Source organism: Ochrobactrum sp. RH2CCR150 (assembly GCA_014138095.1).
Classification (GTDB): domain Bacteria; phylum Pseudomonadota; class Alphaproteobacteria; order Rhizobiales; family Rhizobiaceae; genus Brucella; species Brucella gambitense.
Map to the genome: position 1 here is coordinate 63,329 of JACGXE010000008.1, position 24,972 is coordinate 88,300.

The following is a 24,972-nucleotide window of genomic DNA, read 5'->3' on the forward strand; positions in this document are numbered from 1 at the left end:
GTCCTACCCCGCTAACAACGCCTGCATACGGCGGGCGCTTACAATGCTCTGACGATGATGGGCATGGCAAATGGCAATAGCCAACGCATCGGCGGCATCGCTCGTATCGAACGACGCACGCGGCATCAGCACTTTGACCATCATGTGTATCTGTTGCTTTTCACCGTGACCGACACCGATCACCGCTTTCTTGACAGCATTCGGCGCATATTCCGCAACAGGCAGCCCCGCCTGTGCAGGAGCCAGCAAGGCAATGCCGCGCGCCTGGCCGAGCTTGAGTGTTGCCGTCGCATCCTTGTTGACGAAGGTATGCTCGACCGCCGCCTCATGCGGCATGAATTCATGCAGAACTTTGGAAAGCCCCTCATGCAGCTGGCAAAGACGTGAAGCGAGATCCATCTCGGCGTTCGACGTCACCGTGCCCGAGCCGATGAAGTGCAGTGAATTGCCCAGCGATTCGACAATGCCCCACCCCGTGCGGCGCAGGCCCGGATCGATGCCAATAATGCGAATCGTTTCTTTCATAAGCGAACCCTATCCTCAGACGGATTCACTTGACAGCAGAAAAGTGAACAAAAGAGAAACATGCGCGTCCATAGGCGCACATGAAGAGATATTAAGAGGCGCCGAAAGCCGTCTTCAGCAACACAATTTGCTCGGAAACCGGGTTGCCGTGCGGATTGGCCTGCAGGGAAACCACATCGCCATAGACTTCGCGGTCCATGCGGCGCACACGCGCCTGCAGACGCATTGAGCGCTCCACCAATTCGGCAAAGGCCGCAGGCAGCTCGCTCCAGCCTGGAACGCCTTCGCCAGCCGATGGCGTGTCGAGGCGCACCTTGGCCTTTTCAGCAGACACCTGCTGGCGGTTCATCTCGCCGTTGCGGGCAGCGCGCTGCAGCAGAAGCCAGGAAGCGATCTGCATCAGACGGGTGGTAAGGCGCATCGATTCGGCGGCATAAAGCGTCGCAGCAATCCGTGACAGATTGCGCGCTTCTTCACGGCCTTCGCCGTCGAGATAGCTCGCCGCTTCCTCGACCATATCCATGCCCTGGCTGTAGATCGGCTTGAACGAATCCGAGAAGACCATGCGCTCTGCGAGGCTGATCATATTGCTCGGCACCTGTCTCTGTTCGCTAATCACTGCTCTGTCACCCTGCATGACCGCCTGCATCGGCGGCCCATTCCGTTGATCGCATCCACTGGAGGATGAACGCGACTGAAAAATACTGAACCGCCGTTCGACCACGCGGGACGTCCGGACGGAACAGTCACATCAAACAAGTCCACGATAAACTGCACCTTCATGCACGGTCGCGCAAGATTATGTTTAACGTTCGGTTAACATTTTCAAGGGGTGGTTAACTGCCCCTGCAAGCAGAACGGGTCGAACCGGTTTCCGGTTCCCCTCATGCGTTCAAAACGCCAGTGACAGACGCATTTCCAGCAAAAGTGCGAAGCGGTTTTGCGCGGGATAATGCGCAAAAGCAAACGGTCAAAGCCTTGCAGGCACAAAAAAAGAGCCGCGATGGCGGCTCTCAGGAGTTTAACAGGGAGGCGTCAAACAGAGTGGCTAAACCACTCGGTAAGAATCCAGCCGAACTGGATGTAAATGATTAAACCCTCTTAAGATTAATGAATGGTTAATTTCGAACCTGCCCTGTGGAAAATACCAGAACGCCGAGGCCGTACAGAAAGAAAAAGCCGCCCGAAGGCGGCTTCTTATCAATAGCGCTGCATTGCAGGCTGAGGCTTCGGTGCGGCTTGAACCTTGACCGGCTCGGCGGCAGGGATGGCAGGCTTGACTGCGCCCTGCTTGCCCCAGCCGATGGTGGGCAGCCACTCCAGATAATAGGCCAGCGCAAACTGCATCACGATACCGGTTGCAATCAAAAGCGTATCGTAAGGCAGACCGCCGGGGTTCACGAGCTTCATAACCTGCGCCACCATGGCAAGCAGCGTGCCTGCGATGAACACCGGCAACGAATGCTTGCCGAGAATGGCCAGCGGGTTGTCCGGCGCGGTGCGAGCAATATTGTTCAGCGTCGGCACCACGGCAATGAGATAGGCCATCGCCAGAATGTGCAGGAGACGCGGACCCGACAGAAAGGTCTTGTCGAAGCCGGTGATGATCATCGGCATGCCCATCGAGGCGTCAATGCCCCAGAGCGGAATGCGGACCCAGGCCAGCGCCAGCACCAGATAGCCGACGGCAAGGCCGATCAGGGCCGGATGCGTCGGTAGCTGGCCGCCACGGCGCACATGCATCACACCTGCAATACCGATGGCAAACAGGAACTGCCAGGAAAGCGGGTTCAGGAACCACACGCCCTCGGTCGGATAATTGATCGGTGCAACCTGATAAAGACCGGACAGGAACCAGACCACACCCGAAACGCCCAGCATCAGCGGCAGGCTGATGCGCGCCAGCAAAAGCAGGAGCGGCGTCAGAACCAGCATGACGGCATACATCGACAGGATGTTGTTGTAGCCCAGCTGATGACCAAGCGTGACGAGACCGAACAGGGCTTCCACCGGCTGCTTGAGCAGCGGCTCGATATTGATTTCCTTGAGCAGTTCAGAACGCTTCAGGAAGATCGCGGCGGAAGCGAAGATGGCGATTGTCGCCATGGTCGTCATGATATGGGTGGTATAAAGCACGCCTGCGCGACGCCACATCTTCAATGTCAGAAGAAGGCGGTTGCCCGGGCCGAACTTGCTGCCATAAGCCAATGCCACAGCCATGCCGGAAATCAGCACGAAGGCTTCTGCCGAATCGGAGAAGCCGAGGTTCTTGTGGGTTAAGTGCTCGTAGATGGTGCCCGGCACGTGGTTGATGAAAATGGTCAACAGCGCAAGCGCACGGAACACGTCAATGCGCGTGTCGCGCACTTTCATGGTCGGCGCGGGCATCGCTTCTCTTGCGGTCGCAATCGTCATTTACCAGCCTGTCTGTCTCTGCTGGAAAGCACCGGCGCTTGGGACCGCGACACTCTCCAATCTCTCAGTTGCAGCTCTCCGAATGGGAGATCGGATAGAAGCCACATGCTTCATCGGGACGTTCATTGCCCGACGTTTGATGGGACCTATATACGCAATAATCCCGGCAGAACGGGGTTGGTTCCGATCAACTTTCGTTCCAGTGGATAACATAATGCCATACCGGGCGATGAACCGGAGGCTCGAACAGCCCGCAAGCAATACAAGACTTGCCGTCTGTCCGTCGGATCGCATAAATGCGCCGGAACAATTAGCCCGACGCATATTTGCGTCAAAACAATTAGATAGAGCGCGGCTTCCGTTTCGGATAAACAGAACTTCACTCTTGCCCGAATTCCATCATGTTTTTCTCGTTAGGCTTCGCCCCATGAACAAGTCCGCCCCCAAAACCGAACCCGAACGCTGCCGCATCGTGCTGGTCGCCCCGCCGATTGCCGATAGCGCGGTTTTGGCCAGGCTTTTGACGGAAGCGCTTTCCGGTGGTGATGTCGCTAGCGTGATTCTCGATACCGGCGATCTGGATGAAGCAACCTTTCAGGCCGCCGCTGCAAAGGCTGTGCCGATCATTCAGGAAAAGGGTGCAGCAGCCCTCATCTTGAACGACACGCGCATTGCTGGCCGTGTCGGCGCCGATGGCGTGCATATCGAAGGCAAGGCGGCTGAACTCGCCGACGCCATTGAAAAGCACACCCCGAAGATGATCGTCGGCACCGGCAATCTGCGTGACCGCCATGGCGCGATGGAAATCGGCGAATTGCAGCCTGATTACATTTTCTTCGGCAAGGTCGGTGCGGACAACAAGCCGGATGCGCATCCGCGCAATCTTGCGCTGGCCGAATGGTGGGCGCAGATGGTCGAAATTCCATCCATCGCGCAGGCTGGAAACACGCTGGAAAGCGTCATTCCCGCAGCCGAGACCGGCGCGGATTTCGTGGCGCTCGGTCGTGCCGTATTCGAGGCGGAAGATCCGGCGAAAGCTGTCGCGGAAGCCAACCGGCTTCTCGACGAACACGCGCCGCGTTTTGAAAACTAATCCTTCAGATTCGGTTCCCAAGGTCTTGTTGATGCCCATGAAGAGCAAACTTCTTCTCGCTGCCGCTTTGACATTCGCGCTGCCTGCCTTACCGGCAGCCGCCGCAGGCGAGCCTGCAAAGAGCCAGAGCGACAGCGCCAAGGGCACCCACAAGGACAAGAAGAGCGACAAGCCAGCCAAGCAGCCCGTTATGTTGCCGCAGCCTGCGACGACCGCTCCAATGCCGTCCATCGATCTGAGCCGGTTCGGCGACAGGCCCGCCGACGAGGCCTTCGGCGCTTTTCAGCGCGGGCTTTATCTGACCGCATTCAATCTCGCAAAACCGCAAGCGGAAAAGGGCGATCCGGCATCGCAGGCGCTGATCGCTGAACTCTATGCACGCGGCATGGGCATTCCCGCCGATCAGAAACTTGCAGCCGAATGGTATGGCAAGGCCGCAGATAACGGCATTACCGAAGCGCAGTTTCGTTATGCGGCCCTGTTGCTTCAGGGCACCTACGTCAAGAAAGATCAGGCCAAGGCCGAAGCCCTGATGGAAAAGGCGGCTGAAGGCGGCAACGCCATGGCCCAGTTCAACTGGGGCCAGATGCTGATGGTGAAGCATCCAGGTCGAGCCGGCCTCGACCTCGCCTTTCCGTGGTTTGAAAAAGCGGCTGATGAAAAGCTTGCCGACGCCCAATATGCGCTGAGCCAGATCTATGCAAATGGCACCGAAAAGATCGCCCGCGACGACAAGAAGGCCCGTTTTTATCTGATCCTTGCAGCACGCAAGGGCTATGACACCGCCCAGTTCGATCTCGGACGCTGGCTGGTGGAAGGCCGTGGCGGCGACAAGGATTATGAACAGGGCTTCCGCTGGATGCAGCTTGCCGCCGGACGCGGCATGGTGATGGCGCAGGTCTGGCTCGCCCGTCTCTATCGCGACGGGATCGGCACCGATGGCGATACTGTGAAGGCTGCGGCATGGTATATCATTGCGCAGCGCGCTGGTTTTCGCTCGCCGGACCTCAACGATCTGATGGACGGACTGGGCGACGACCAGATCAAACAAGCTATCGAGACGGCTAACGATCTGCGCGTGCGCTAGCAATTCTGACGATTCTACGTCTCCAAAAGATTCTCTTTTCGTGCTCAGGCTTGCACAAAGCGCCGTTTTGTGGTCTTGGAGACGCCGATTATCGTGGTTCGAGTATAAGACGCTTACGCAATCCCCGTGACAAAGCGGGCGGTTGCCTTTCTGTCGTCATGCGCCGGACCGCAATTGGTTTCAATTCATTCCGGATCAAGCTCATGAAGATCAATGGTAACGAAATCCGTCCCGGCAACGTCATCGAACATGACGGCGGGCTCTGGGTTGCCGTCAAGACCAACGCCGTCAAGCCCGGCAAGGGCGGCGCCTACAATCAGGTTGAACTGAAGAACCTCATCACCGGCACCAAGCTCAACGAGCGTTTCCGCGCTGCTGAAACCGTCGAGCGCGTGCGCCTTGAGCAGAAGGACTTCTCGTTCCTCTATGAACAGGGCGAAGCGCTGATTTTCATGGACACGGAATCCTACGAACAGCTCGAACTCCAGAAGGATTTCGTCGGCGACCGTGCTGCCTTCCTTCAGGACGGCATGATGGTCACCGTCGAGCTTTACGAAGAAAAGCCGATCGGCATTCGCCTGCCGGATCAGGTCACGCTGGCGATCACCGAAGCCGATCCGGTCGTCAAGGGCCAGACCGCAGCTTCGTCCTACAAGCCTGCCGTGCTTGAAAACGGCATCCGTATCCTGGTTCCGCCATTCATCGCTTCCGGTGAACGCGTGATCGTCGACACCAACGAACTGACCTACGTCAGCCGCGCTTAATCCAGCGCCGATCTTTTGCGATGCCCAAACGGGCATCGCAGCCTGTCGCGATTGAACCGCGACTGTTCTTTCTCAGATTGCTCAATTCCTCGAAAGTCTGTGCGCTTGCATGTGTTTGGCACATGGGCCGGATTTTCAAGGATCTGTTTAACTGCATGGTCCACGCTCATATCCACGCCTTATTCAATGGCCGTGGGATCATGCCAAAAAGGATAAAGAAATGGCCCGCTCAGCCCTTCTTAACGTTATGGTACAGGCCGCTATGAAAGCTGGCCGTAACCTTGCCCGCGACTTCGGCGAAGTCCAGAATCTACAGGTATCCCTCAAGGGCCCCGGCGACTATGTCAGCCAGGCCGACCGCAAAGCGGAACAGATCATCTACACGGAATTGAGCCGCGCCCGCCCGGATTTCGGCTTCCTGATGGAAGAATCCGGCGAGGTAGCAGCCAAGGACGGACAGCATCGCTGGCTGATCGATCCGCTTGATGGCACAACCAATTTCCTGCACGGCATCCCGGTTTTCGCAGTCTCCATCGCTCTTGAGCGTCAGGGACAGATCGTTGCTGGCGTCATCTACAATCCGGCCATGGACGAGCTTTACACCGCTGAACGCGGCGGCGGCGCTTTCCTCAATGATCGCCGTCTGCGCGTCGCAGCCCGCAACAAGCTGGTCGACACCGTGATTGGCACCGGCATCCCGCATCTCGGCCGCGGTCATCACGGCCATTATCTGGTTGAACTGCGCAATGTCATGGCCGAAACGGCCGGTGTGCGCCGCATGGGTGCAGCCGCGCTCGACCTCGCTTTTGTCGCCGCCGGTCGCCTTGACGGCTTCTGGGAAGATGGCGTCAACCCATGGGACATCGGCGCAGGCATGCTGATGATCCGTGAAGCTGGCGGTTTTGTCTCCGACAAGGACGGCGGACAGGACATGTTCGACAAGAAGAGCATCGTTGCTGGCAACGAAGCCATTCAGGGCGCGCTTCTCAAGACGCTGAAGAAGCCGATCTGATCCGGATCATCCCTCTTTGCGATAAACTGCATTCAGCGCGCCCATTGGCGCGCTGAAGTTTTTTACAGCTCATTTTTTCATGCTCAGACGATTCCGCTTCACATAATTATGAAGTAGGCTCCCCATCAAACAGCCGACGATGGAGCGGAACGCATGAGTGACTTTAGGGAAACGAGAACACGTCTGGATGAGGGACGCGATTATGACCCCTATCGCCTGAGCAGCCCGCGTATTGTTATATTATCCATGGTGATTTTCCTCATCATCGTTGCCTTTCTGGCAGCGGTTCTGATGCGGCAGATCCATACATTCTTCGTCACCAATCCCGGCCTCAACGGCCTCATTTTCGGCGTCCTGCTGGTCGGCATATTGCTGGCGTTCGGGCAGGTTCTGCGCCTTTTGCCGGAAATCCGCTGGGTCAACTCCTTCCGCGATGGCGACCGCGACGGCACCACCCGACCGCCAGTTCTGCTTGCGCCGATGCGTGCGCTGATCGGGCGTCGCCAGTCCATGGCGCTAACGACCTCATCAATGCGATCGATCCTCGATTCCATCGCCACCCGCCTCGATGAAAGCCGCGACATCTCGCGCTATCTCATCGGGCTTCTTGTTTTTCTCGGCCTGCTTGGCACGTTCTGGGGCCTGCTGGAAACGGTTGGCTCCATCGGGCGCACCATCCAGACACTGGACCCAAGCTCCGGCAGCACGGGTGATGTTCTGGATGCGCTGAAGGCCGGTTTGCAGGCGCCGCTGTCGGGCATGGGCACCGCCTTCTCGTCCTCGCTGTTCGGTCTGTCGGGTTCGCTCATTCTGGGCTTCCTCGACCTGCAGGCAGGTCGTGCGCAGAACCGCTTCTACACAGAGCTGGAAAACTGGCTTTCCTCCGTTACCGATCTTGGCTCCGATCCGAACGCTGAAAATGGCCAGACAGGCGAACTGCATGCTTTGGCCGACCGGCTGAAGACGCAAGGGAGCGACGCCTCTACCCAGCGCACATCCGCAGCCCTTGCCAATCTGGCCGAGGGGATTCAGGGGCTGGTGAAAAGCATGCGCAGCGAACAACAGATCATGCGCGACTGGGTGGAAAAGCAGGCCGATGAGCAAAAGGCCATTCGCCAGACGCTCGACCGGCTTTCCAAGGCGATTGGCACGCCATCCCATGACCGCAAATCTGACCGTACTGATTCTCATCCAAGCGACAAGGCGGAGTAAGCCCCATGGCTCTTGCCCGCAACCGCCGCCAGCAACGGCATGTCGACTACTGGCCCGGCTTCGTCGATGCGCTGACCACGCTGCTTCTCGCGATCATGTTTCTGCTCACGGTCTTCGTGCTTGCGCAGTTTCTGCTCAGTCGTGAGGTGAACAACAAGGACAGCGTGCTGGCCCGCCTCAACAGCCAGATTCAGGAGCTGACGCAGCTTCTGTCGCTGGAGAAGAGCAATTCGCAGGACATGCAGGACACCATCGCCAATCTGCAAGCCTCGCTGTCCAACGTGGAGAGCGAACGCTCCCGCCTGCAAACGCTGCTGAGCGAAGGCAGTGGTGCTGGGGCAGCCGCTGAAAAGCGCGCCGGCGAACTGTCTGATAGTCTTGATGCGGAAAAGCAGGTCAGCGCCCGGGCGCTTAGTCAGGTGGAGCTGCTGAACCAGCAGATTTCCGCCCTGCGTCGACAGATTGCAGCACTGGAAGACGCGCTCAACGCATCGGAAAGCCGTGACCGCGAATCGAACGCCAAAATTGCCGATCTCGGCAAGCGCCTCAATGTGGCGCTGGCCCAGCGTGTGCAAGAACTGAACCGCTATCGCTCCGACTTCTTCGGAAGACTGCGTGAAATTCTCTCCGACAAGGATAATATCCGCATTGTCGGCGACCGTTTCGTCTTTCAGTCGGAAGTGCTGTTCCCGACCGGATCGTCGGATATCAATCCGGCTGGCGAAGTGGAGATGAAGAAGCTCGCCGACGCCGTTATCGAGCTGAACAAGGAAATCCCGGACGATATCAACTGGGTACTGCGTGTGGACGGCCATACCGACAATGTGCCGCTCGCCGGTACCGGACGCTTCCGCGACAACTGGGAGCTTTCCTCGGCCCGCGCAACGTCAGTCGTCAAATTCCTGATCGCCAATGGCGTTCCAGCAAACCGCCTCGTTGCGGCAGGCTTCGGCGAGTACCAGCCGCTGGAAGCTTCGGATGCTCCAGACGCACGCGCCCGAAACCGTCGTATCGAGCTGAAACTAACCGAGAGATAAAGAAAGGGCGCAGAAGCGCCCTTTTTCTCTAATTCGTTGGATTGCTTAATACACCCCTGCCCCGGCCTCGAATTGCAGCTTGGCCAGACGCGCATAGATGCCGCCACGCTCCACAAGGCTTTGATGGGTGCCTTCTTCGACGATCCGGCCCTTATCGAGCACGAGAATGCGGTCTGCTTTCAGAACCGTTGCAAGACGGTGCGCAACCACCAGCGTGGTGCGGCCCTGCATGAGACCATCAAGCGCCTTCTGCACCAGCATTTCGCTTTCCGCATCGAGCGCCGAGGTGGCCTCGTCCAGCAGCAGGATCGGCGCAGCACGCAGGATGGCGCGGGCAATGGCAATGCGCTGGCGCTGGCCGCCAGACAATGTCACGCCGCGTTCACCGACTTCGGTGTCATAGCCATGGGCGAGCGCCATGATAAAATCATGCGCCAGTGCTGCCTTGGCCGCAGCCTCGATTTCCGCGTCGATTGCACCCGGTCTGCCGAAGCCGATATTGTCCCGGATCGAGGTGGCAAAGATCGCCACGTCCTGCGGGACCATCGCCACGCGCCCGCGCACGGCCGCCGGATCGGCTTCCGGCAAAGCAACGCCGTCCATCAGCACCTTGCCGGACTGCGGATCGTAATAACGCATCACCAGCGAGAACACTGTGCTCTTTCCCGCACCTGACGGACCGACAATGGCAACCGTTTCGCCGGGCTTGACGGCAAAGCTCACGCCATTCAGCGATGGCGCATCGGGGCGCGTCGGATAGGAGAAATAAACGTCATCGAAGACGATCTCGCCACGCGCCGGCTCCGGCAACGCCACCGGATAGCGGGGAGCGGAAATGTCGGGATCTTCGTCAAGAATTTCGGCAAGGCGCTCTGTGGCTCCGGCAGCCTGCGCCAGTTCGCCGCCGACCTCCGACAGGGCTCCAAAAGCGCTGGCCGCGAAGACGGCATAGAGCACGAACTGACCGAGCGTGCCGGGCGATATGGTGCCGGACAGCACATCGCGCGAGCCGAACCACAGCACCGCAACAACGCTGGAGAAGATCAGGAAGATGGCGAAGGCTGTCAGCACCGCGCGCGCCTTGATGGACGAGCGCGCCGCCAGATAGGCATTTTCCACCGCACGGGCAAAACGCCCAACCACCATATTTTCATTGGTGAAGGCCTGCAAGGTGCGCATCGCGCCAATCTGCTCGCTGGCATAGGCATTGGCATTGGCGAGCATGTCCTGCGTCAAACGCGAACGACGACGCACAGAGCGCCCAAAAGCAATCAGCGGCACGACAATCACGGGAATCGCTGCAATCACCAGCACGGACAGTTTCGGGCTGGTGACAACCATCATGGCCAGCGCGCCGACGCCAAGAATGACATTGCGCAGCGCCACCGATGCGGTCGCGCCCACCACCGATTTGATCTGGGTTGTATCAGCGGAAAGCCGCGACACGATTTCACCGGACTGCGAGCGGTCGAAGAATTCCGGCGAGAGCGCCGTCACATGCGCGAAGACCGCATTGCGCAGATCGGCCACGACCCGCTCACCCAGCGAGATCACGAAGAAATAGCGCAGCCCCGACGCAACCGCGAGAACCAGCGCCAGCAGCACCAGCATTCCGAAATAATTGTTCACGAAAACGGCGTTGGCACCGGTGAAGCCGTGGTCGATCATGCGGCGCAGTGCGACAGGCACCGCAAGCGTCGTAACGGCAGCCAGAACCAGCGAAAAAAGAGCGCCAATCACCAGCCGCTTGTAGCGGGCGACGAACGGAACCATTCGCCGGAGAGGCTTGAGGGAACGGCGCTTGCGCGCCTCATCTGCATTCAATTCCGGATTCACACCAGTTGGATTATTATGATCGGCCATTCTTGAGATTGTGCCCTTGTTATTGCCGTGCGCCTGATGTATAGGCTCGGCAACCCTTTTGGAAGCCATCACCTGCGTGTGATGGGTCTTCATAAATGCCATTGGGCGAAAGTGCCGCAGTTTGGACATTCAGGCTGCGCTTTTCTTCCAGACTTTCAGGCCAGACTATCAGGATTGAGAAGATGAAAGCCAATATCCATCCCGACTACCACACCATCAAGGTCGTGATGACCGATGGCACCGAATACCAGACCCGTTCGACCTGGGGCAAAGAAGGCGATACGATGAACCTCGATATCGACCCGACCACCCATCCGGCCTGGACTGGCGGTTCGCAGACCCTGCTCGATCGCGGCGGTCGCGTTACGAAGTTCAAGAACCGTTTCGGCAACCTCGGCATCTAATACCGGGTTACCTATTCAAAAAACCCCGCTTCGGCGGGGTTTTTTATTGCCTGCACTTTGCCGGACGCAGGCATAAAAAAACTCCCGGACAAACTTGGGTTTTGGCCGGGAGTTTCGAAAATCCGTGAGCGTTGAAAATCAGGCGCTCAGCTTTTCCATCACTTCGTCGCTGACTTCGAAGTTGGTGTAGACGTTCTGAACGTCGTCGTCGTCTTCAAGCGTGTTGAGAAGCTTGAGAACCGAGCGGGCCTTTTCTTCGTCCAGCTCCGTATTGGTCTGCGGCTTCCAGATCGTCTTGATCGATTCGGCTTCGCCAAGGGCTGCTTCAAGAGCCTTCGACACTTCGCCTATATCTTCGAAAGCGCAGATGATGACGTGCTCTTCTTCGCCCGACTGGACGTCATCGGCGCCAGCTTCAATAGCCGCTTCCATGACCTTGTCGGCATCGCCGACCGAAGACTTGTAAACGATTTCGCCAACGCGATCGAACATGAAAGCTGCAGAGCCGGTTTCGCCCAGAGCGCCGCCCGACTTGGTGAAAGCTGCACGCACATTGGATGCGGTACGGTTGCGGTTGTCGGTCAGCGCTTCAACGATGACCATCACACCACCCGGGCCGCGGCCCTCGTAACGCACTTCATCATAGTTTTCGCCGTCGTTGCCCGCAGCCTTCTTGATGGCGCGCTCGATGTTGTCCTTGGGCATCGACTGCGCCTTGGCGTTCTGGATCGCCAGACGCAGGCGCGGGTTCATCAATGGGTCAGGCAGACCCTGCTTGGCGGCGACGGTAATTTCGCGTCCGAGCTTGGAAAACATTTTCGACCGCACGGCGTCCTGACGGCCCTTGCGATGCATGATGTTCTTAAACTGTGAATGGCCAGCCATGGCACCCCTGTTCTGTTCTAATCGACGCGCACGGAAGAGCGTTACGCATGAACAGACAATCTCACGCAGAGAGTATCACGCAGGCGGGGCCGCAAGTCCGGCCACAATGCTTTCCGTGCAGAATGGCGGCGTTATAAGGAATTGAGCCCCATTCGTCCAGCAAAAGCGCGGATCGACGCCCGTACCTGTCAAAAAATTCAATAGTGCTCGACCGGGGGGACAAAGCAGCTTATCGATAAAATCATGAATCAACGCCCGCAAGACCCGTCCCCGAAGGCCCCCAACGAGACCATCGCTGCCCGCATCAGCCGTGTTCTGGCCGACCGTATCATCGAAGGGGAAATCGAGCCGGGCACCAAATTGCGGCAGGATCACATCGCCGAAGAGTTCCAGACCAGCCATGTGCCGGTGCGTGAGGCTTTTCGGCGGCTGGAAGCGCAAGGGCTTGCCGTTTCGGAGCCGCGCCGGGGCGTGCGGGTCGCGTCGTTCGATATCAGCGAGATTCGCGAAGTGGCAGAAATGCGCGCAGCGCTTGAAGTGCTGGCCTTGCGGCACGCGGCCCCGCACATCACCCGCGCCACACTCGACGCTGCGGAACGCGCCACGCTCGACGGCGACAAGTCACGGGATGTGCGTAGCTGGGAAGACGCCAACCGGCGCTTTCACCGGCTCATTCTGGAACCGTGCCGGATGCCGCGCCTGCTCGCCGCCATTGACGACCTGCACGCGGCCAGCGCGCGGTTTCTGTTTGCGACCTGGCGGTCGGAATGGGAAGCGCGCACAGATCACGATCACCGGGCGATTCTCGATGCCCTGCGCAAGAACGACATTGATCACGCCGCAGCCATTCTCGCCCGCCACGTGCAATGGATCGGGCACCGCCCTGTCAGAACGGCTTCCGGCAAGGTGCGCGATTCTTTTGCAATCGTAGGTTAGCGCCAGAATTCGGGAATGGTTTCTTCCAGACGTGCGCCTATGCGCAAAGGGGCCGCCTTTTCGGCAAGGCCGGTGCGGTCGGATATCTCGATACCCACGCCGCAGACAGTTGCTGGACCATTGGCCGCCTCGAAACGTCCCTTCGGCACCTTGGACAGAAAACGGTTCAGCGGCTCTTCCTTGTCCATGCCGAGCGAAGAATCGTAATCGCCGCACATGCCAGCATCTGACATGTAGGCTGTGCCGTTGCGCAGGATCTGGCAATCGGCGGTCGGCACGTGCGTATGCGTTCCGACGACCGCACTTGCGCGGCCATCGACGAAATGGCCGAAGCACTGCTTCTCGCTGGTTGCTTCCGCATGGAAATCGAAGAATACGGCATCCGCCTGCTCGCCCAACGGACAGGCTTCGAGGATCTTCTCCGCCGCGATGAACGGATCATCCAGATCGGGATGCATGAAGACGCGCCCCATGACATTGGACACGAGCACGCGAGCGCCGTTCTTGGCGATGTAGAGCCCCTCGCCCTTGCCTGCCGTTCCTTTCGGAAAATTGGCTGGACGCAGGAAGCGATCCTCGCGCCTGGAGAAATCAAGCGCCTCGCGCTGGTCCCAGACGTGATTGCCCGTGGTCACGACATCCGCGCCAGCGCGGATCGTTTCATGGAAAATCTCTTCGGTAATGCCAAAACCGCCCGCGGCGTTCTCACCGTTGACGATCACGAAGTCCAGCTTCAGATCGGAAATCAGCCCCGGCAGCTTTTCATAAACTGCCGTGCGCCCCGACCGGCCCACCATGTCACCAAGAAAAAGCAATCTCATGAGATGAGCCTTATAAGCCTGCGCCCAGCGAACGCAAGCCGCTCTCCGTCAGTATCTGATTGAGCGCGATATCGTGCGGCTCATCGGGCACACGCTCCACTTCCTGACAGTCATAGGCCATACCGATAAGCAGCGGCTGCAAGTCGCGCTCGGCAAATCGCGCCAGCGCGCGATCATAATGTCCAGCACCATAACCAAGGCGATGCCCGCGCCGGTCAAAACCGGCAAGCGGCATCAGCATGATGACCGGATCGACCAGCGGCGCCCGTGCATCGGGGCCCATGGTGCCAAAACCTGTCTGCACAAGCTGCGCATCGGGCAGAAACTCGCGAAAGGCAATCGTTTCCTTGTCCAGCACCACCGGCAGGCATAGCCTTGCACCCTTGCCGCGCAAGACAGACAGAAGCGGGCGTGGATCGATTTCAGAACGGATCGGCCAATAGCCCGCCACCAGCGTTCCCTTGGGAATGACCAGCGCCTCTTCACCGTGTTTCGCGGCAGAAAGCGACGCTTCATACTGGAAGCGCGGATCCAGCGCATCGCGACGGGCCAGCACAGCACGCCGCAGCGCCTGCTTTTCCTGACTGCCTTCCGGTTTCGTTGCTGCCATCCCCAAAACCTCTCCGCTTGCATAATCCGACTATAACAGTGGAACCGCAATGAGACGATCCGTCAAGTGATGGATCAGACAGCCTCCGCAATCCGCTCCGACCGGTCGCGAATGACCTTCAGCACCACGCCATGAAAATCGTTGAGGAACACCTTGCCCCAGAGGTCGCAATAGAAGTCGATCGGCGTGGCAATGCGATAATGCGTGGTCAGTGTCAGGCGAGTGCGACCATCCGGCAGAGGTTCCAGCCGATAATCACCATTGGCCAGTTGCAGATAGCTGCTATTCACCTTGATATGCGCTTCGACGGCAGAGGGAATGGAGCCTGGCGCGAAACGGAAATCCCACGCCAGCAGGCGATTTTCTTCCCACTGCGTCACGATCTCCTGAAAGTTCACCCCGCGCGTCCACTGCAACTGACGCACAGCGCCAACGCCAACGCCAACGCCTTCAATACGCGCATCGACCGGCTGCGGGACCCCCAGAACACCGTGACTAAACGTCCATGACAGTTCATCGGCGCGCACATTACGAATTTCGACGGTCTGCTTCCACACCACTTCCGGCGGTGCGGCAATGTCGATCACGGTCGTGACCGACCCGTCATGCGGGGCATAGGAAAACTGAAGCTCTGCCGGAAAGACGGCCAGCGGCAGGGCGATCACCAGCATCGTTGAGCGGCGCGAGCGCAGCTTGCGGATGATCCACAAGGTCAATGTCGAGCCGAGTGTCGAGAACACCACAAAGAAGGGGGCCGCCATGGCGACGCAGATGCCCGCTTCATGGAACAGCACCATGCTGACAACAACCAGCCCGCCGATGATGGCCCAGCCCATGCGGACATGCCGCCACAGGTCTTTCTCGGCGCGCGGGTCCGCCAGACTGGACGCAAGGCTCGCCACCGCCATCGGCAACAGCATGAGACCGGCAAAGAACGGCATCGCGTCGTCGGCCACGCCGGACCAGATCAGCATGTACAAAATCAGCCCATAGATGAAAGCCACCGGCACGGCGACCGACAGTCTTTCAAAGGGGCGTGGTGTATGGGGAGGTGTAGCTTGGGGAGATTCCATCAGCACATGCGAATAATTTAACGTTATCGCATGTTTACGGGTAATGCCCAGAGCAGATCAAGCCTTGGGGACTTAATTTGCATTAGCATTGCAAGATGAAAGGAAAGCGGCGACCACGACAACCGATGGTAGTGATTGATCCCGGGAACCTACAAAGTAGGTGGGCACCATATGCGAAAGCCCGCAAGCCTTCACAGGGACAGTTCCCTTAGAGATCAATAAGGCCCCGGGGATGCTGTTACACCTGTCGGGAAGCGCAGTACGCCGCTGATCAATATAGTCGCTCACAATGGGCTGCGCCAGTGGTCGGCAAGCTTTCGCCACGAATTCTTTTCAGAAAATTCAGAAGGGTCTTACGAACCGGCGCGCGGCGCGATGCGCGAGGCCACCTGTTCCAGGCGCGATGCGACATCCGACAGCATGCCGGTCAGCGCAGCATCATTGCTGTCGGCACGGCTAAGGGCTTCATCGCGCGCACGGCGCAGCGTTTCGACTTCGCTCTCCAGACCGTTGATGCGCTTCTGCATTTCGGCCATCTCGTCCATCACCATGATCCCGGCCATGACGGTCAGGCGCAGATCGCCGATCTCGCCGAAAGAAGACTTGAGATGCGTGACATATTGATCGAAACGGTCGGCAAGTCCGCTGAGGTGCTCTTCCTGCCCCTCATCGCACGCCATGCGATAAGCCTTGCCATCGATGGTTACGGTAACGGTCGCTATGATAGCCTCCTATCGATCCAGAACGGCGCGGATGGTTTCCATCGCCGTGACAAGGCGCCGCGAAACTTCGCGGTTGGCAGCTTCAAGCCGTTCAGCACGGGCTTCGGACTGGTCGAGTTCCTGAGCGAGACGGCTGCGGTCAGCATTCATGCGCTGCACCTCTTCCTCGGCTTCGGCGAAATCGCCTTCCTTGTCCAGCCGCAGATCAACAGCGCCTTCGAGCGTGTTGAGTGCTTTTTCCAGCCGTTCCAAAACGTGCCTGAGGGTCGCTTCGGGTGCCATCCATGTCCTTTCTGACGCCTTTTACCGGCATCGAATCGCGTCTGCCGGACAGGCCTCTTTGAAAAGATTGTAATAATCGACCGCCGGATAAGCAACAAATGAGGTGTCCATATGAGCTTTCATGCACCGTTAATCGGTGCAAAAATGGCTTTTAAGGGATTGCCATACCGCTTTCCACAGAACTCAAACGATTAGTCGCAGACAGTTTATTGCCCAAAAGCCACGCATTTATTGACTCCTCATGCGCAGGTGCTATGTGTCCCGGTGCCTTCTGGAGTACGGACCCGAAAAACGGAGGACGGTTTTCGGCGCCATTCGTGCTCAGCCAAAAGGCATCGCCGCAACCCCGTTAAACCCTCCCATGGAAAGACGGCTGAGACCATGAGCAATTCCGACAAACAGAACCAGTTGGCCAACGCGATCCGCTTCCTCTCGATGGATGCAGTTGAGAAAGCCAATTCCGGCCACCCCGGCCTGCCGATGGGCGCAGCTGACATAGCGACGACGCTTTACACCCGCTTCCTTTCGCACGACCCGCAGAACCCGCATTGGCCGGATCGCGACCGTTTCGTGCTTTCTGCCGGTCACGGCTCGATGCTGCTTTATTCGCTGCTCTATCTTTCGGGCTACGAAGACATCACTATCGATGAAATCAAGAATTTCCGCCAGCTCGGCGCACGTACCGCCGGTCACCCGGAATACGGTCATGCAGCCGGAATCGAAACGACGACCGGCCCGCTCGGCCAGGGCATTGCCAATGCCGTCGGCATGGCGCTCTCCGAACGCATCCTGAACGCACAGTTCGGCGACAGCCTCGTCAACCACTACACCTATACGCTTGTTGGCGACGGCTGCCTCATGGAAGGCATCAGCCAGGAAGCCATTGCGCTTGCCGGTCACCTGAAGCTCAGCAAGCTGATCGTCTTCTGGGACGACAACAACATTTCCATCGACGGCCCGATCTCGATGGCTGACAACACCAACCAGCCTGCCCGTTTCGCCGCTTCCGGCTGGAACACGCTGGCTGTTGACGGTCACGATCAGGACGCCATCGCCAAGGCAATCGAACTGGCCAAGGTTTCCGACAAGCCGACCCTGATCGCCTGCAAGACGACCATCGGCTTCGGCGCACCGAACAAGGCAGGCACCAACAAGGTGCATGGTTCGCCGCTGGGCGCTGAAGAAATTGCAGCCACCCGCAAGTCGCTTGGCTGGTCCGCAGAACCTTTCGTCGTTCCGGCTGAAGTTCTGGACGGATGGCGCGTGGCTGGCCTCAACGCCGCCAAGAAGCGTCAGGAATGGGAAAAGCGCTTTGCCGCTGCCGATCCGGAAACCCGTGCGGAATTCGAACGCCGCATGCGTGGCGATCTGCCTGCCGGTTTCGATGCAGCCATCGTCGAATACAAGAAGAAGCTTTCCGCTGAAAAGCCGAAGGTCGCCACCCGCAAGTCTTCGGAAATGGCGCTGGAAGTCATCAACGGCATCGTACCGGAAACCATCGGCGGCTCTGCCGATCTGACCGGTTCGAACAATACGAAGACCAGCCAGACCAAGGCTGTCACGCCGGAAAACTACGGCGCCCGTTATGTTCATTACGGCATCCGCGAACTCGGCATGTCGGCTGCCATGAACGGTATCACGCTGCATGGCGGCCTGATCCCTTATTCCGGCACCTTCCTGACCTTCTCGGATTATGCACGTCCGGCAATGCGTCTGTCCTCGCTGATGGGCATCCGCGTCATCTATGTCATGACGCATGATTCCATCGGTCTGGGTGAAGATGGCCCGACCCACCAGCCGGTTGAACATCTGGCGGCACTGCGCGCCATTCCGAACCACAATGTCTTCCGTCCGGCAGACGCTGTGGAAACGGCGGAATGCTGGCAGATTGCCCTGCATTCGACCAAGACCCCATCCACGCTGGCTCTGACCCGTCAAAACCTGCCGGTCGTTCGCACCGAGCATCGCGAAGAAAACCTCTCCGCTTATGGCGCTTACGAACTGGCGACCGCCAGCGACGACGCCAAGGTGACGATCTTCGCCACCGGCTCGGAAGTGGAAATCGCACTCAAGGCCCGCGACCTTCTCGAAGGCAAGGGCATTGCCACGCGCGTTGTCTCGGTACCGTGCTTCGAACTGTTCGAAGGCCAGAGCGACGCCTACAAGCAGGCAACCATCGGCAATGCGCCGGTCAAGCTTGCTATTGAAGCGGCAATCTCGCTCGGCTGGGAACGCTTCATCGGTGAAAACGGCGTATTTATCGGCATGAAGGGCTTCGGCGCTTCGGGCGAGATCAACGATCTCTACAAGCATTTCGGCATCACGGCGGAACACGCCGCTGAAGCCGCGGAAAAGAAGCTTAACGCCGCAGCATGATTTTTAAACGCCGGCGTCTAAAAAACGCCGGCGTTTAAGTTTCCAGTCTCTAGTTTTCGGGCCGGGAGTCCCTCACCGGCTGAATTATGAAGCACTGCAAGTGCAGTATCCTATCGGGAGATTTACAGAAAATGGCAGTCCGCGTCGCAATCAACGGTTTTGGCCGCATTGGCCGCAATGTTCTCCGCGCTATCGTGGAATCGGGCCGCACCGACATTCAGGTCGTCGCGATCAACGATCTCGGCCCGGTGGAAACCAATGCGCATCTTCTGCGCTATGACAGCGTCCACGGCCGTTTCCCCAAGGAAGTAAAGGTCGCAGGCGACACCATCGACGTCGGCTATGGTCCGATCAAGGTGCACGCCGTTCGCAACCCGACCGAACTGCCGTGGAAGGAAGAAGGCGTCGACATCGCGCTCGAATGCACCGGCATTTTCACCGCGCGTGACAAGGCGGCAATGCATCTCGAAGCTGGCGCAAAGCGTGTTATCGTTTCGGCCCCTGCCGACGGCGCCGACCTGACGGTCGTTTTTGGCGTCAACCACGACAAGCTCACCAAGGACCATCTGGTCATCTCCAACGCCTCCTGCACCACCAACTGCCTTGCGCCGGTGGCACAGGTTCTCAACGATGCCATCGGCATCGAAAAAGGCTTCATGACCACGATCCACTCCTACACGGGCGACCAGCCGACGCTGGACACCATGCACAAGGATCTCTACCGCGCTCGCGCGGCTGCCCTGTCCATGATCCCGACCTCGACCGGTGCAGCCAAGGCTGTTGGTCTCGTTCTGCCGGAACTGAAGGGCAAGCTGGACGGCGTCGCCATCCGCGTACCGACCCCGAATGTCTCGGTCGTTGACCTGACCTTCATCGCCAAGCGTTCGACCACCGTGCAGGAAATCAACGACGCGATCCGCGCCGCTGCCAATGGCCGCCTCAAGGGCATCCTCGGCTACACGGACGAGCCGCTGGTTTCGCACGACTTCAACCACGATCCGCATTCCTCGGTCTTCCATATGGACCAGACCAAGGTCATGGACGGCACCATGGTTCGTATCCTGTCGTGGTACGACAATGAATGGGGTTTCTCCAACCGTATGGGCGACACCGCCGTCGCTCTCGGCAAGCTGATCTAAGCCTCGTGGCCTGACTATGTTTCGCGCCCTTCTCCCCACTGTCGCCCGCTGGCGCCCGCTGGAAGGAGAAGGGCTCGAACATTTGAATCTTGCGCCCTCGGGTCGCAATATTCATGCCGAAAGCGTGGTGATCGGCAATCGCGGCGGCGATGCTTACGGCGTCCGATACAGCATTGACTGCGACAGCACCTGGCGCGTTCTTCATTTCCTTATCGAGACCACATCCGGCCAAAGGCTGGAACTCTCCTCCAATGGCGAAGGCCATTGGCAGGCGATGAACGGCGATTCTCTGCCGGAATTCGACGGTTGTATCGATATCGATCTGGCAGGTACGCCCTTCACCAACTCACTGCCAATACGCAGGCTTGGCCTGACACCGGAAAGCGGCATCGTTCAGCTCGACATGCTTTATGTGCCGTTCGACAGTTTTCAGCCGCTGCGCGACAGGCAGCGTTATAGCTGTCTGGAAGAAGGCAGACTCTATCGTTACGCGGCGGCGGACCGCACTTTCACCGCCGATCTTCCCGTCGATGAAGACGGGCTTGTCACCGATTATCCAACCCTTTTCCAGCGATTGCCCGTTTAAGCCACGCTATCCGACCGATAGAAGCTTTGCGAAGCGCCGGAACAAGCCAGGGAGAAAACTTATGGGTTTCCGCACTCTCGACGATGCCGACGTCAAATCCAAACGTGTTCTGGTCCGCGTTGACCTCAATGTGCCGATGGCCAACGGACAGGTGACCGATCTCACCCGCATCGAGCGCATCGTTCCAACGATTGCCGAACTGTCGAAGAAGGGCGCAAAGGTCATTCTGCTCGCCCATTTCGGTCGTCCGAAAGGCGTTGCTTCCGACGAAAATTCGCTGAAGCATGTTGTGAAGCCGCTCGCCAAGGTTCTTGGTCATGGCGTCCATTTTGCGGAAGACAGCATCGGCGAAAAGGCCAAGGCCGCTGTCGATGCGCTGAAGGACGGTGACGTTCTGCTGTTGGAAAACACCCGTTTCCACAAGGGCGAAGAAAAGAACGATCCCGAATTCGTCAAGGCGCTGGCCGCCAATGGCGATCTCTACGTCAACGACGCTTTCTCGGCAGCCCACCGCGCCCATGCGTCGACCGAAGGTCTGGCCCATGTGTTGCCCGCTTTTGCCGGTCGCGCCATGCAGGCTGAACTGGAAGCACTGGAAAAGGGCCTCGGCAATCCGGCCCGTCCGGTTGTCGCCATTGTCGGCGGCGCGAAGGTTTCGACCAAGCTCGACCTCCTGTCGAACCTCGTCGAGAAAGTCGATGCGCTGGTGATCGGCGGCGGCATGGCCAACACCTTCCTCGCCGCACAGGGCCACGATGTCGGCAAATCGCTCTGCGAACATGATCTCGCCCATACGGCGCGTGAAATCATGGCCAAGGCCGAAACAACAAAATGCGCCATCATCCTGCCGGTCGATGCGGTTGTGGGTTGGCACTTTGCCGCCGACACGCCAAACAAGACCTATGGCGTCGATGCTGTGCCAAGCGATGGCATGATCCTCGATGCAGGCGCATTGTCGACCGATCTGATCGCATCGGCCATCGACGATGCGGCAACGCTGGTCTGGAACGGCCCGCTCGGCGCATTTGAACTGCGTCCGTTCGACACGGCAACGGTCAAGACCGCAAAGCATGTCGCGGCCCGCACCAAGGCAGGCAAGCTTGTTTCGGTCGGCGGCGGCGGCGATACGGTTGCAGCGCTGAACCATGCCGGTGTGGCCGACGACTTCACCTATATCTCGACAGCAGGCGGCGCTTTCCTCGAATGGATGGAAGGCAAGCCGCTTCCCGGCGTCGATGTACTGAAGAAATAGAGTATTTCCAGCAAAAGTCCGTAGCAGTTTTGCGTAGGGCAATGCGCAAGAACAAATGAAAAGGCCCCGGAAACGGGGCCTTTTTTATCTCACGATTTCGGCGTCAGTTTCAAAAGGCGTCCCGGGTCATCATCTTCGATCAGCCAGATCGCGCCATCTGGGCCAATGGTCACGTCGCGGATGCGATTGCCCATATCGAAGCGCTGCGCCTCATCAGGCTGGCCTTTGCTGTCGAATGTAACCCGCAGAAGCGCCATGGAAGAAAGACCCGCGATCAGGGCCGAACCGTCCCAGGACTTGAACATGTCGCCCTTGTAGAAAACCAGACCGCCCGGCGAAATCACCGGCGTCCAGTAGAGCAATGGCGCTTCGAATTCCGGACGGGTACTGTGACGCGGGATCGGCCTGCCGCTGTAGTTGTCGCCGTTGGAAACCAGCGGCCAGCCATAATTGAGACCGGGTTTGATCAGATTGAACTCGTCGCCGCCTCTCGGACCCATCTCGTTTTCCCAGAGCTTGCCATCCGGCGCGAAGGCCAGCCCATAAGGATTGCGGTGGCCGGTGGTCCAGGTCAGGCCACGAATGCCGCCCTCATCCGCATGCGGATTGTCTTGCGGCACGGACCCGTCCAGATTCATGCGCAGGATCTTGCCCATTGGGGCTTTGTCATCCTGTGCGGTGGCAGGCTGCATACGTTCACCGACCGAAAGGAACAAGTGCTTGCCATCGGGCGCAAAGGCGATCTTTCCGCCCGGTTGCCCGCCCTTGGCAACCAAATCCTGCTTCCACAGCGTCGTCACATCTTCAAGCGCGGCCTTGCCGTCGCTCTCGGCCAGTTTGGCCTGTGCCAGCACGACACTGCTCCCGCCGTCAGCGGGCTCGTTATAGGTAAAATAAAGCGCCTTGCTCTTCGCGAAATCAGGCGCTGGCTCCACATCGAGCAAACCGTTCTGTCCGCCAAAGGCGACCTCGGGCACGCCGGATATTTCCGTCTTTTTCCCCGCCTCAGTGGCGATGAACATCTTGCCGGGCTTTTCGGTCACAACCAGACGGCCATCGGGCAGGAAGGCGATCGCCCAAGGCGTGCTGAACTCCGCAACGCTTGTCACGGTAAAGGGCAACTCGGCCTCAGCCTTGCGGTCGCCCGCATTGATACTGGCGGACCAGGCGGAATGGATCGGAACAGATGCCACCGATGCGGCGAGTGCAAATAGCAGGCTGAGGTGAGCAGGGCGCATGTCTTCTCCTCGGAGGCTTTGACGATGAGAATGGCAGGTCATTGTTACATGGGGTCTTGTCGCCCAGATGAAACCCCTCATCGAAAAAACCTTGAGCAGGCATCATCCGACAGACGGAAAGAAAACTTGTCCGATCTAAATCGTTTGAAAAAATTTCAATCGTTTCAAGCAGTTGCGCCGCCATATTTTTTGCCGAACACTTCTGCTATCGCCGATGAGCCATCAATTTCCAATGCCGACGGACGCTCTATCCGGTCGGCTTGGCCTGAAGAGGAGCTGTATGAATGACCGAACGTCTCGAAGATATTGCGATTGCCTTGGTCGCTTCCGGAAAAGGGCTTCTGGCCGCTGATGAAAGCTCTGGAACCATCAAGAAGCGCTTCGATTCTATCAATCTGGCATCCTCAGAAGACACACGCCGCGACTATCGCGAGATGCTCTTTCGCGCCGACGATGCGATGAAGAACTACATTTCGGGCGTCATCCTTTACGATGAAACCATCCGCCAGAAAGCCAAGGACGGCACGCCGCTCACCGATATCATTCGCAATGCGGGTTCGATTCCGGGCATCAAGGTCGATGCCGGTGCTAAACCGCTTGCCGGTTTTCCGGGTGAAACGATCACCGAAGGTCTGGACGGCCTGCGCGAACGTTTGAATGAATATTACGGCTTCGGCGCGCGCTTTGCCAAATGGCGCGGCGTTATCTCAATCTCCGACACTCTGCCGACATGGGGTGCGGTCAGGCAGAATGCACAGGCGCTGGCGCGCTATGCAGCGCTTTGTCAGGAAGCTGGCATCGTGCCGATCGTCGAGCCGGAAGTTCTGATGGACGGCCAACCGGGTGATCACAACATCGACCGCTGCTATGAAGTGACAGAACTGGTTTTGAAAACCGTCTTCGCCGAGCTTTATGACGCCCGCGTCAAGCTCGAAGGCATGATCCTCAAGCCGAACATGATCATAGACGGCAAGAATGCGCGGAAGGCTTCGGTTGAAGAGGTTGCGGAAAAGACTGTGCGCTGTTTCCTGAACACCGTCCCTGCCGCAGTTCCGGGCATCGCCTTCCTGTCGGGCGGACAGACGGGCGAAGAAGCCACCGCGCATCTCTCAGCCATGAATGCCGCTTATGAGATGCCGTGGAAAATGACCTTCTCTTACGGACGCGCCTTGCAGGCGGCAGCCCTTGAAGCATGGGGCGGCAAGCCGGAAAATGTCGCTGCCGGTCAGCGCGCCTTCACCCACCGTGCCCGTATGAACAGCCTTGCCGCAACCGGCGGCTGGAAAAAAGAACTCGAAAAGGCTGCCTGATCCATTTCAGAGCCAGAGACATGAAGAAAGCCCGGTTTCAACCGGGCTTTTCTATGATTCGCGGAAATGAAAACCGACCGCCAGCGACATGACGAACAAGGCGATGACGGCAATTTTCCAAAAATCGCCACGGCGCTTCAATCCCGGCAAGCCGAGCGGTTTGATGATGTGCAGTCCCATCAGCAGGACAAGCAGCACAGGCAGTACTTTGGTCACGGGCGACACCTCTCCCCTCCTTGTGACGCAGGTGCTTGCAAGCTGCAAGCACTCTTGCTGATGCTCGTCTCGAAAAACGCGAACCGGCGATCCAGTTAAGATGCGCGTAAAAAC

General features: G+C 58.4%; 26 protein-coding genes and 1 other RNA gene. 14 read left to right on the forward strand and 13 right to left on the reverse strand.

Going from position 1 to position 24,972, the window contains the following annotated elements:
* Window positions 1–3: 3 nt before the first annotated feature.
* From ruvC to FHW03_RS16705, 3 genes are all read right to left on the reverse strand, one after another.
* Window positions 4–525 carry a crossover junction endodeoxyribonuclease RuvC gene (gene ruvC / locus FHW03_RS16695; protein ID WP_002964793.1) on the reverse strand — a complete coding sequence of 174 codons (522 nt, stop codon included), beginning with the start codon at window positions 523–525 and terminating at the stop codon, window positions 4–6.
* Between the two features lie 91 nt (window positions 526–616).
* Window positions 617–1,123 (reverse strand): DUF1465 family protein, encoded by a 507-nt coding sequence (locus tag FHW03_RS16700; protein ID WP_182521775.1) that lies wholly within the window; start codon window positions 1,121–1,123, stop codon window positions 617–619.
* A 602-nt stretch (window positions 1,124–1,725) separates the two neighbouring features.
* Window positions 1,726–2,913 carry an OpgC family protein gene (locus FHW03_RS16705; RefSeq protein ID WP_377515094.1) on the reverse strand — a complete coding sequence of 396 codons (1,188 nt, stop codon included), beginning with the start codon at window positions 2,911–2,913 and terminating at the stop codon, window positions 1,726–1,728.
* Window positions 2,914–3,367: 454 nt separating this feature from the next.
* Here FHW03_RS16705 and FHW03_RS16710 point away from each other — a divergent pair, with 454 nt between their 5' ends.
* The 6 genes from FHW03_RS16710 to FHW03_RS16735 all read left to right on the forward strand — a co-directional run bounded on the left by FHW03_RS16710 (window position 3,368) and on the right by FHW03_RS16735 (window position 9,145).
* Window positions 3,368–4,033 (forward strand): thiamine phosphate synthase, encoded by a 666-nt coding sequence (locus tag FHW03_RS16710; protein WP_182521672.1) that lies wholly within the window; start codon window positions 3,368–3,370, stop codon window positions 4,031–4,033.
* A gap of 37 nt (window positions 4,034–4,070) precedes the next feature.
* Window positions 4,071–5,120, forward strand: a complete 1,050-nt coding sequence (locus tag FHW03_RS16715) for a tetratricopeptide repeat protein (protein ID WP_182521673.1) — start codon at window positions 4,071–4,073, stop codon at window positions 5,118–5,120.
* A gap of 203 nt (window positions 5,121–5,323) precedes the next feature.
* Window positions 5,324–5,884, forward strand: coding sequence for an elongation factor P (gene efp, locus FHW03_RS16720; protein ID WP_109369753.1), 561 nt, complete (start codon window positions 5,324–5,326; stop codon window positions 5,882–5,884).
* Window positions 5,885–6,104: 220 nt separating this feature from the next.
* On the forward strand, window positions 6,105–6,896 hold the full coding sequence (locus tag FHW03_RS16725; protein ID WP_182521674.1) for an inositol monophosphatase family protein: 792 nt from the start codon (window positions 6,105–6,107) through the stop codon (window positions 6,894–6,896).
* Between the two features lie 153 nt (window positions 6,897–7,049).
* On the forward strand, window positions 7,050–8,108 hold the full coding sequence (locus tag FHW03_RS16730) for a MotA/TolQ/ExbB proton channel family protein (protein WP_182521675.1): 1,059 nt from the start codon (window positions 7,050–7,052) through the stop codon (window positions 8,106–8,108).
* A gap of 5 nt (window positions 8,109–8,113) precedes the next feature.
* Window positions 8,114–9,145, forward strand: coding sequence for a peptidoglycan -binding protein (locus tag FHW03_RS16735; protein WP_078339489.1), 1,032 nt, complete (start codon window positions 8,114–8,116; stop codon window positions 9,143–9,145).
* Between the two features lie 45 nt (window positions 9,146–9,190).
* Here FHW03_RS16735 and FHW03_RS16740 read toward each other — a convergent pair whose 3' ends face one another.
* Window positions 9,191–11,110, reverse strand: a complete 1,920-nt coding sequence (locus FHW03_RS16740) for an ABC transporter transmembrane domain-containing protein (RefSeq protein ID WP_182521676.1) — start codon at window positions 11,108–11,110, stop codon at window positions 9,191–9,193.
* An 80-nt stretch (window positions 11,111–11,190) separates the two neighbouring features.
* Between FHW03_RS16740 and rpmE the strand changes: the two genes are divergently transcribed.
* Entirely contained in the window at window positions 11,191–11,412 is a 222-nt protein-coding gene (rpmE, locus tag FHW03_RS16745) for a 50S ribosomal protein L31 (protein ID WP_078339491.1), read from the forward strand.
* Between the two features lie 138 nt (window positions 11,413–11,550).
* Here the strand turns inward: rpmE and FHW03_RS16750 are convergent, their stop codons facing one another.
* On the reverse strand, window positions 11,551–12,297 hold the full coding sequence (locus FHW03_RS16750; RefSeq protein WP_182521677.1) for a YebC/PmpR family DNA-binding transcriptional regulator: 747 nt from the start codon (window positions 12,295–12,297) through the stop codon (window positions 11,551–11,553).
* A gap of 243 nt (window positions 12,298–12,540) precedes the next feature.
* Here FHW03_RS16750 and FHW03_RS16755 point away from each other — a divergent pair, with 243 nt between their 5' ends.
* Window positions 12,541–13,233 (forward strand): GntR family transcriptional regulator, encoded by a 693-nt coding sequence (locus tag FHW03_RS16755; RefSeq protein WP_078339493.1) that lies wholly within the window; start codon window positions 12,541–12,543, stop codon window positions 13,231–13,233.
* Here the strand turns inward: FHW03_RS16755 and FHW03_RS16760 are convergent.
* From FHW03_RS16760 to FHW03_RS16785, 6 genes are all read right to left on the reverse strand, one after another.
* Window positions 13,230–14,054 carry a TIGR00282 family metallophosphoesterase gene (locus FHW03_RS16760; protein ID WP_182521678.1) on the reverse strand — a complete coding sequence of 275 codons (825 nt, stop codon included), beginning with the start codon at window positions 14,052–14,054 and terminating at the stop codon, window positions 13,230–13,232. The two genes, FHW03_RS16755 and FHW03_RS16760, sit on opposite strands and share 4 nt — an antisense overlap.
* 10 nt (window positions 14,055–14,064) lie before the next feature.
* Complete coding sequence (locus FHW03_RS16765) at window positions 14,065–14,664, reverse strand: 5-formyltetrahydrofolate cyclo-ligase (RefSeq protein ID WP_182521679.1); 600 nt, start codon at window positions 14,662–14,664, stop codon at window positions 14,065–14,067.
* 74 nt (window positions 14,665–14,738) lie between these two features.
* Window positions 14,739–15,737, reverse strand: a complete 999-nt coding sequence (locus FHW03_RS16770; RefSeq protein WP_182521680.1) for an SRPBCC family protein — start codon at window positions 15,735–15,737, stop codon at window positions 14,739–14,741.
* A gap of 107 nt (window positions 15,738–15,844) precedes the next feature.
* A non-coding RNA gene (gene ssrS / locus FHW03_RS16775) (6S RNA) lies at window positions 15,845–16,003 on the reverse strand.
* Between the two features lie 87 nt (window positions 16,004–16,090).
* Window positions 16,091–16,459 carry a cell division protein ZapA gene (locus FHW03_RS16780; protein WP_182521776.1) on the reverse strand — a complete coding sequence of 123 codons (369 nt, stop codon included), beginning with the start codon at window positions 16,457–16,459 and terminating at the stop codon, window positions 16,091–16,093.
* Between the two features lie 9 nt (window positions 16,460–16,468).
* Window positions 16,469–16,741 (reverse strand): DUF4164 domain-containing protein, encoded by a 273-nt coding sequence (locus FHW03_RS16785; RefSeq protein ID WP_078339498.1) that lies wholly within the window; start codon window positions 16,739–16,741, stop codon window positions 16,469–16,471.
* 381 nt (window positions 16,742–17,122) lie between these two features.
* Here FHW03_RS16785 and tkt point away from each other — a divergent pair, with 381 nt between their 5' ends.
* The 4 genes from tkt (at window position 17,123) to FHW03_RS16805 (ending at window position 22,094) form a co-directional block, all read left to right on the forward strand.
* A complete protein-coding gene (tkt, locus tag FHW03_RS16790) occupies window positions 17,123–19,117 on the forward strand; it encodes a transketolase (protein WP_182521681.1) in 1,995 nt (664 codons plus the stop codon).
* Window positions 19,118–19,248: 131 nt separating this feature from the next.
* Window positions 19,249–20,256: a type I glyceraldehyde-3-phosphate dehydrogenase gene (gene gap / locus FHW03_RS16795; protein ID WP_182521682.1), complete on the forward strand. Its 1,008-nt coding sequence runs from the start codon at window positions 19,249–19,251 to the stop codon at window positions 20,254–20,256.
* 16 nt (window positions 20,257–20,272) lie between these two features.
* The gene (locus tag FHW03_RS16800; protein ID WP_182521683.1) at window positions 20,273–20,842 is read left to right on the forward strand and encodes a putative glycolipid-binding domain-containing protein; all 570 of its coding nucleotides are present in this window, start codon (window positions 20,273–20,275) and stop codon (window positions 20,840–20,842) included.
* A 61-nt stretch (window positions 20,843–20,903) separates the two neighbouring features.
* A complete protein-coding gene (locus FHW03_RS16805) occupies window positions 20,904–22,094 on the forward strand; it encodes a phosphoglycerate kinase (protein WP_182521684.1) in 1,191 nt (396 codons plus the stop codon).
* Between the two features lie 89 nt (window positions 22,095–22,183).
* Here FHW03_RS16805 and FHW03_RS16810 read toward each other — a convergent pair whose 3' ends face one another.
* On the reverse strand, window positions 22,184–23,332 hold the full coding sequence (locus tag FHW03_RS16810) for a PQQ-dependent sugar dehydrogenase (RefSeq protein WP_182521685.1): 1,149 nt from the start codon (window positions 23,330–23,332) through the stop codon (window positions 22,184–22,186).
* Window positions 23,333–23,356: 24 nt separating this feature from the next.
* Between FHW03_RS16810 and FHW03_RS16815 the strand changes: the two genes are divergently transcribed.
* Window positions 23,357–23,620, forward strand: coding sequence for a hypothetical protein (locus tag FHW03_RS16815; protein ID WP_182521686.1), 264 nt, complete (start codon window positions 23,357–23,359; stop codon window positions 23,618–23,620).
* The gene (locus tag FHW03_RS16820) at window positions 23,617–24,642 is read left to right on the forward strand and encodes a class I fructose-bisphosphate aldolase (RefSeq protein ID WP_182521687.1); all 1,026 of its coding nucleotides are present in this window, start codon (window positions 23,617–23,619) and stop codon (window positions 24,640–24,642) included. Before FHW03_RS16815 ends, FHW03_RS16820 begins: the two co-directional genes overlap by 4 nt.
* Window positions 24,643–24,693: 51 nt before the next feature.
* Here the strand turns inward: FHW03_RS16820 and FHW03_RS16825 are convergent, their stop codons facing one another.
* Window positions 24,694–24,858 carry a hypothetical protein gene (locus tag FHW03_RS16825; protein ID WP_182521688.1) on the reverse strand — a complete coding sequence of 55 codons (165 nt, stop codon included), beginning with the start codon at window positions 24,856–24,858 and terminating at the stop codon, window positions 24,694–24,696.
* Between the last annotated feature and the right edge of the window lie 114 nt (window positions 24,859–24,972).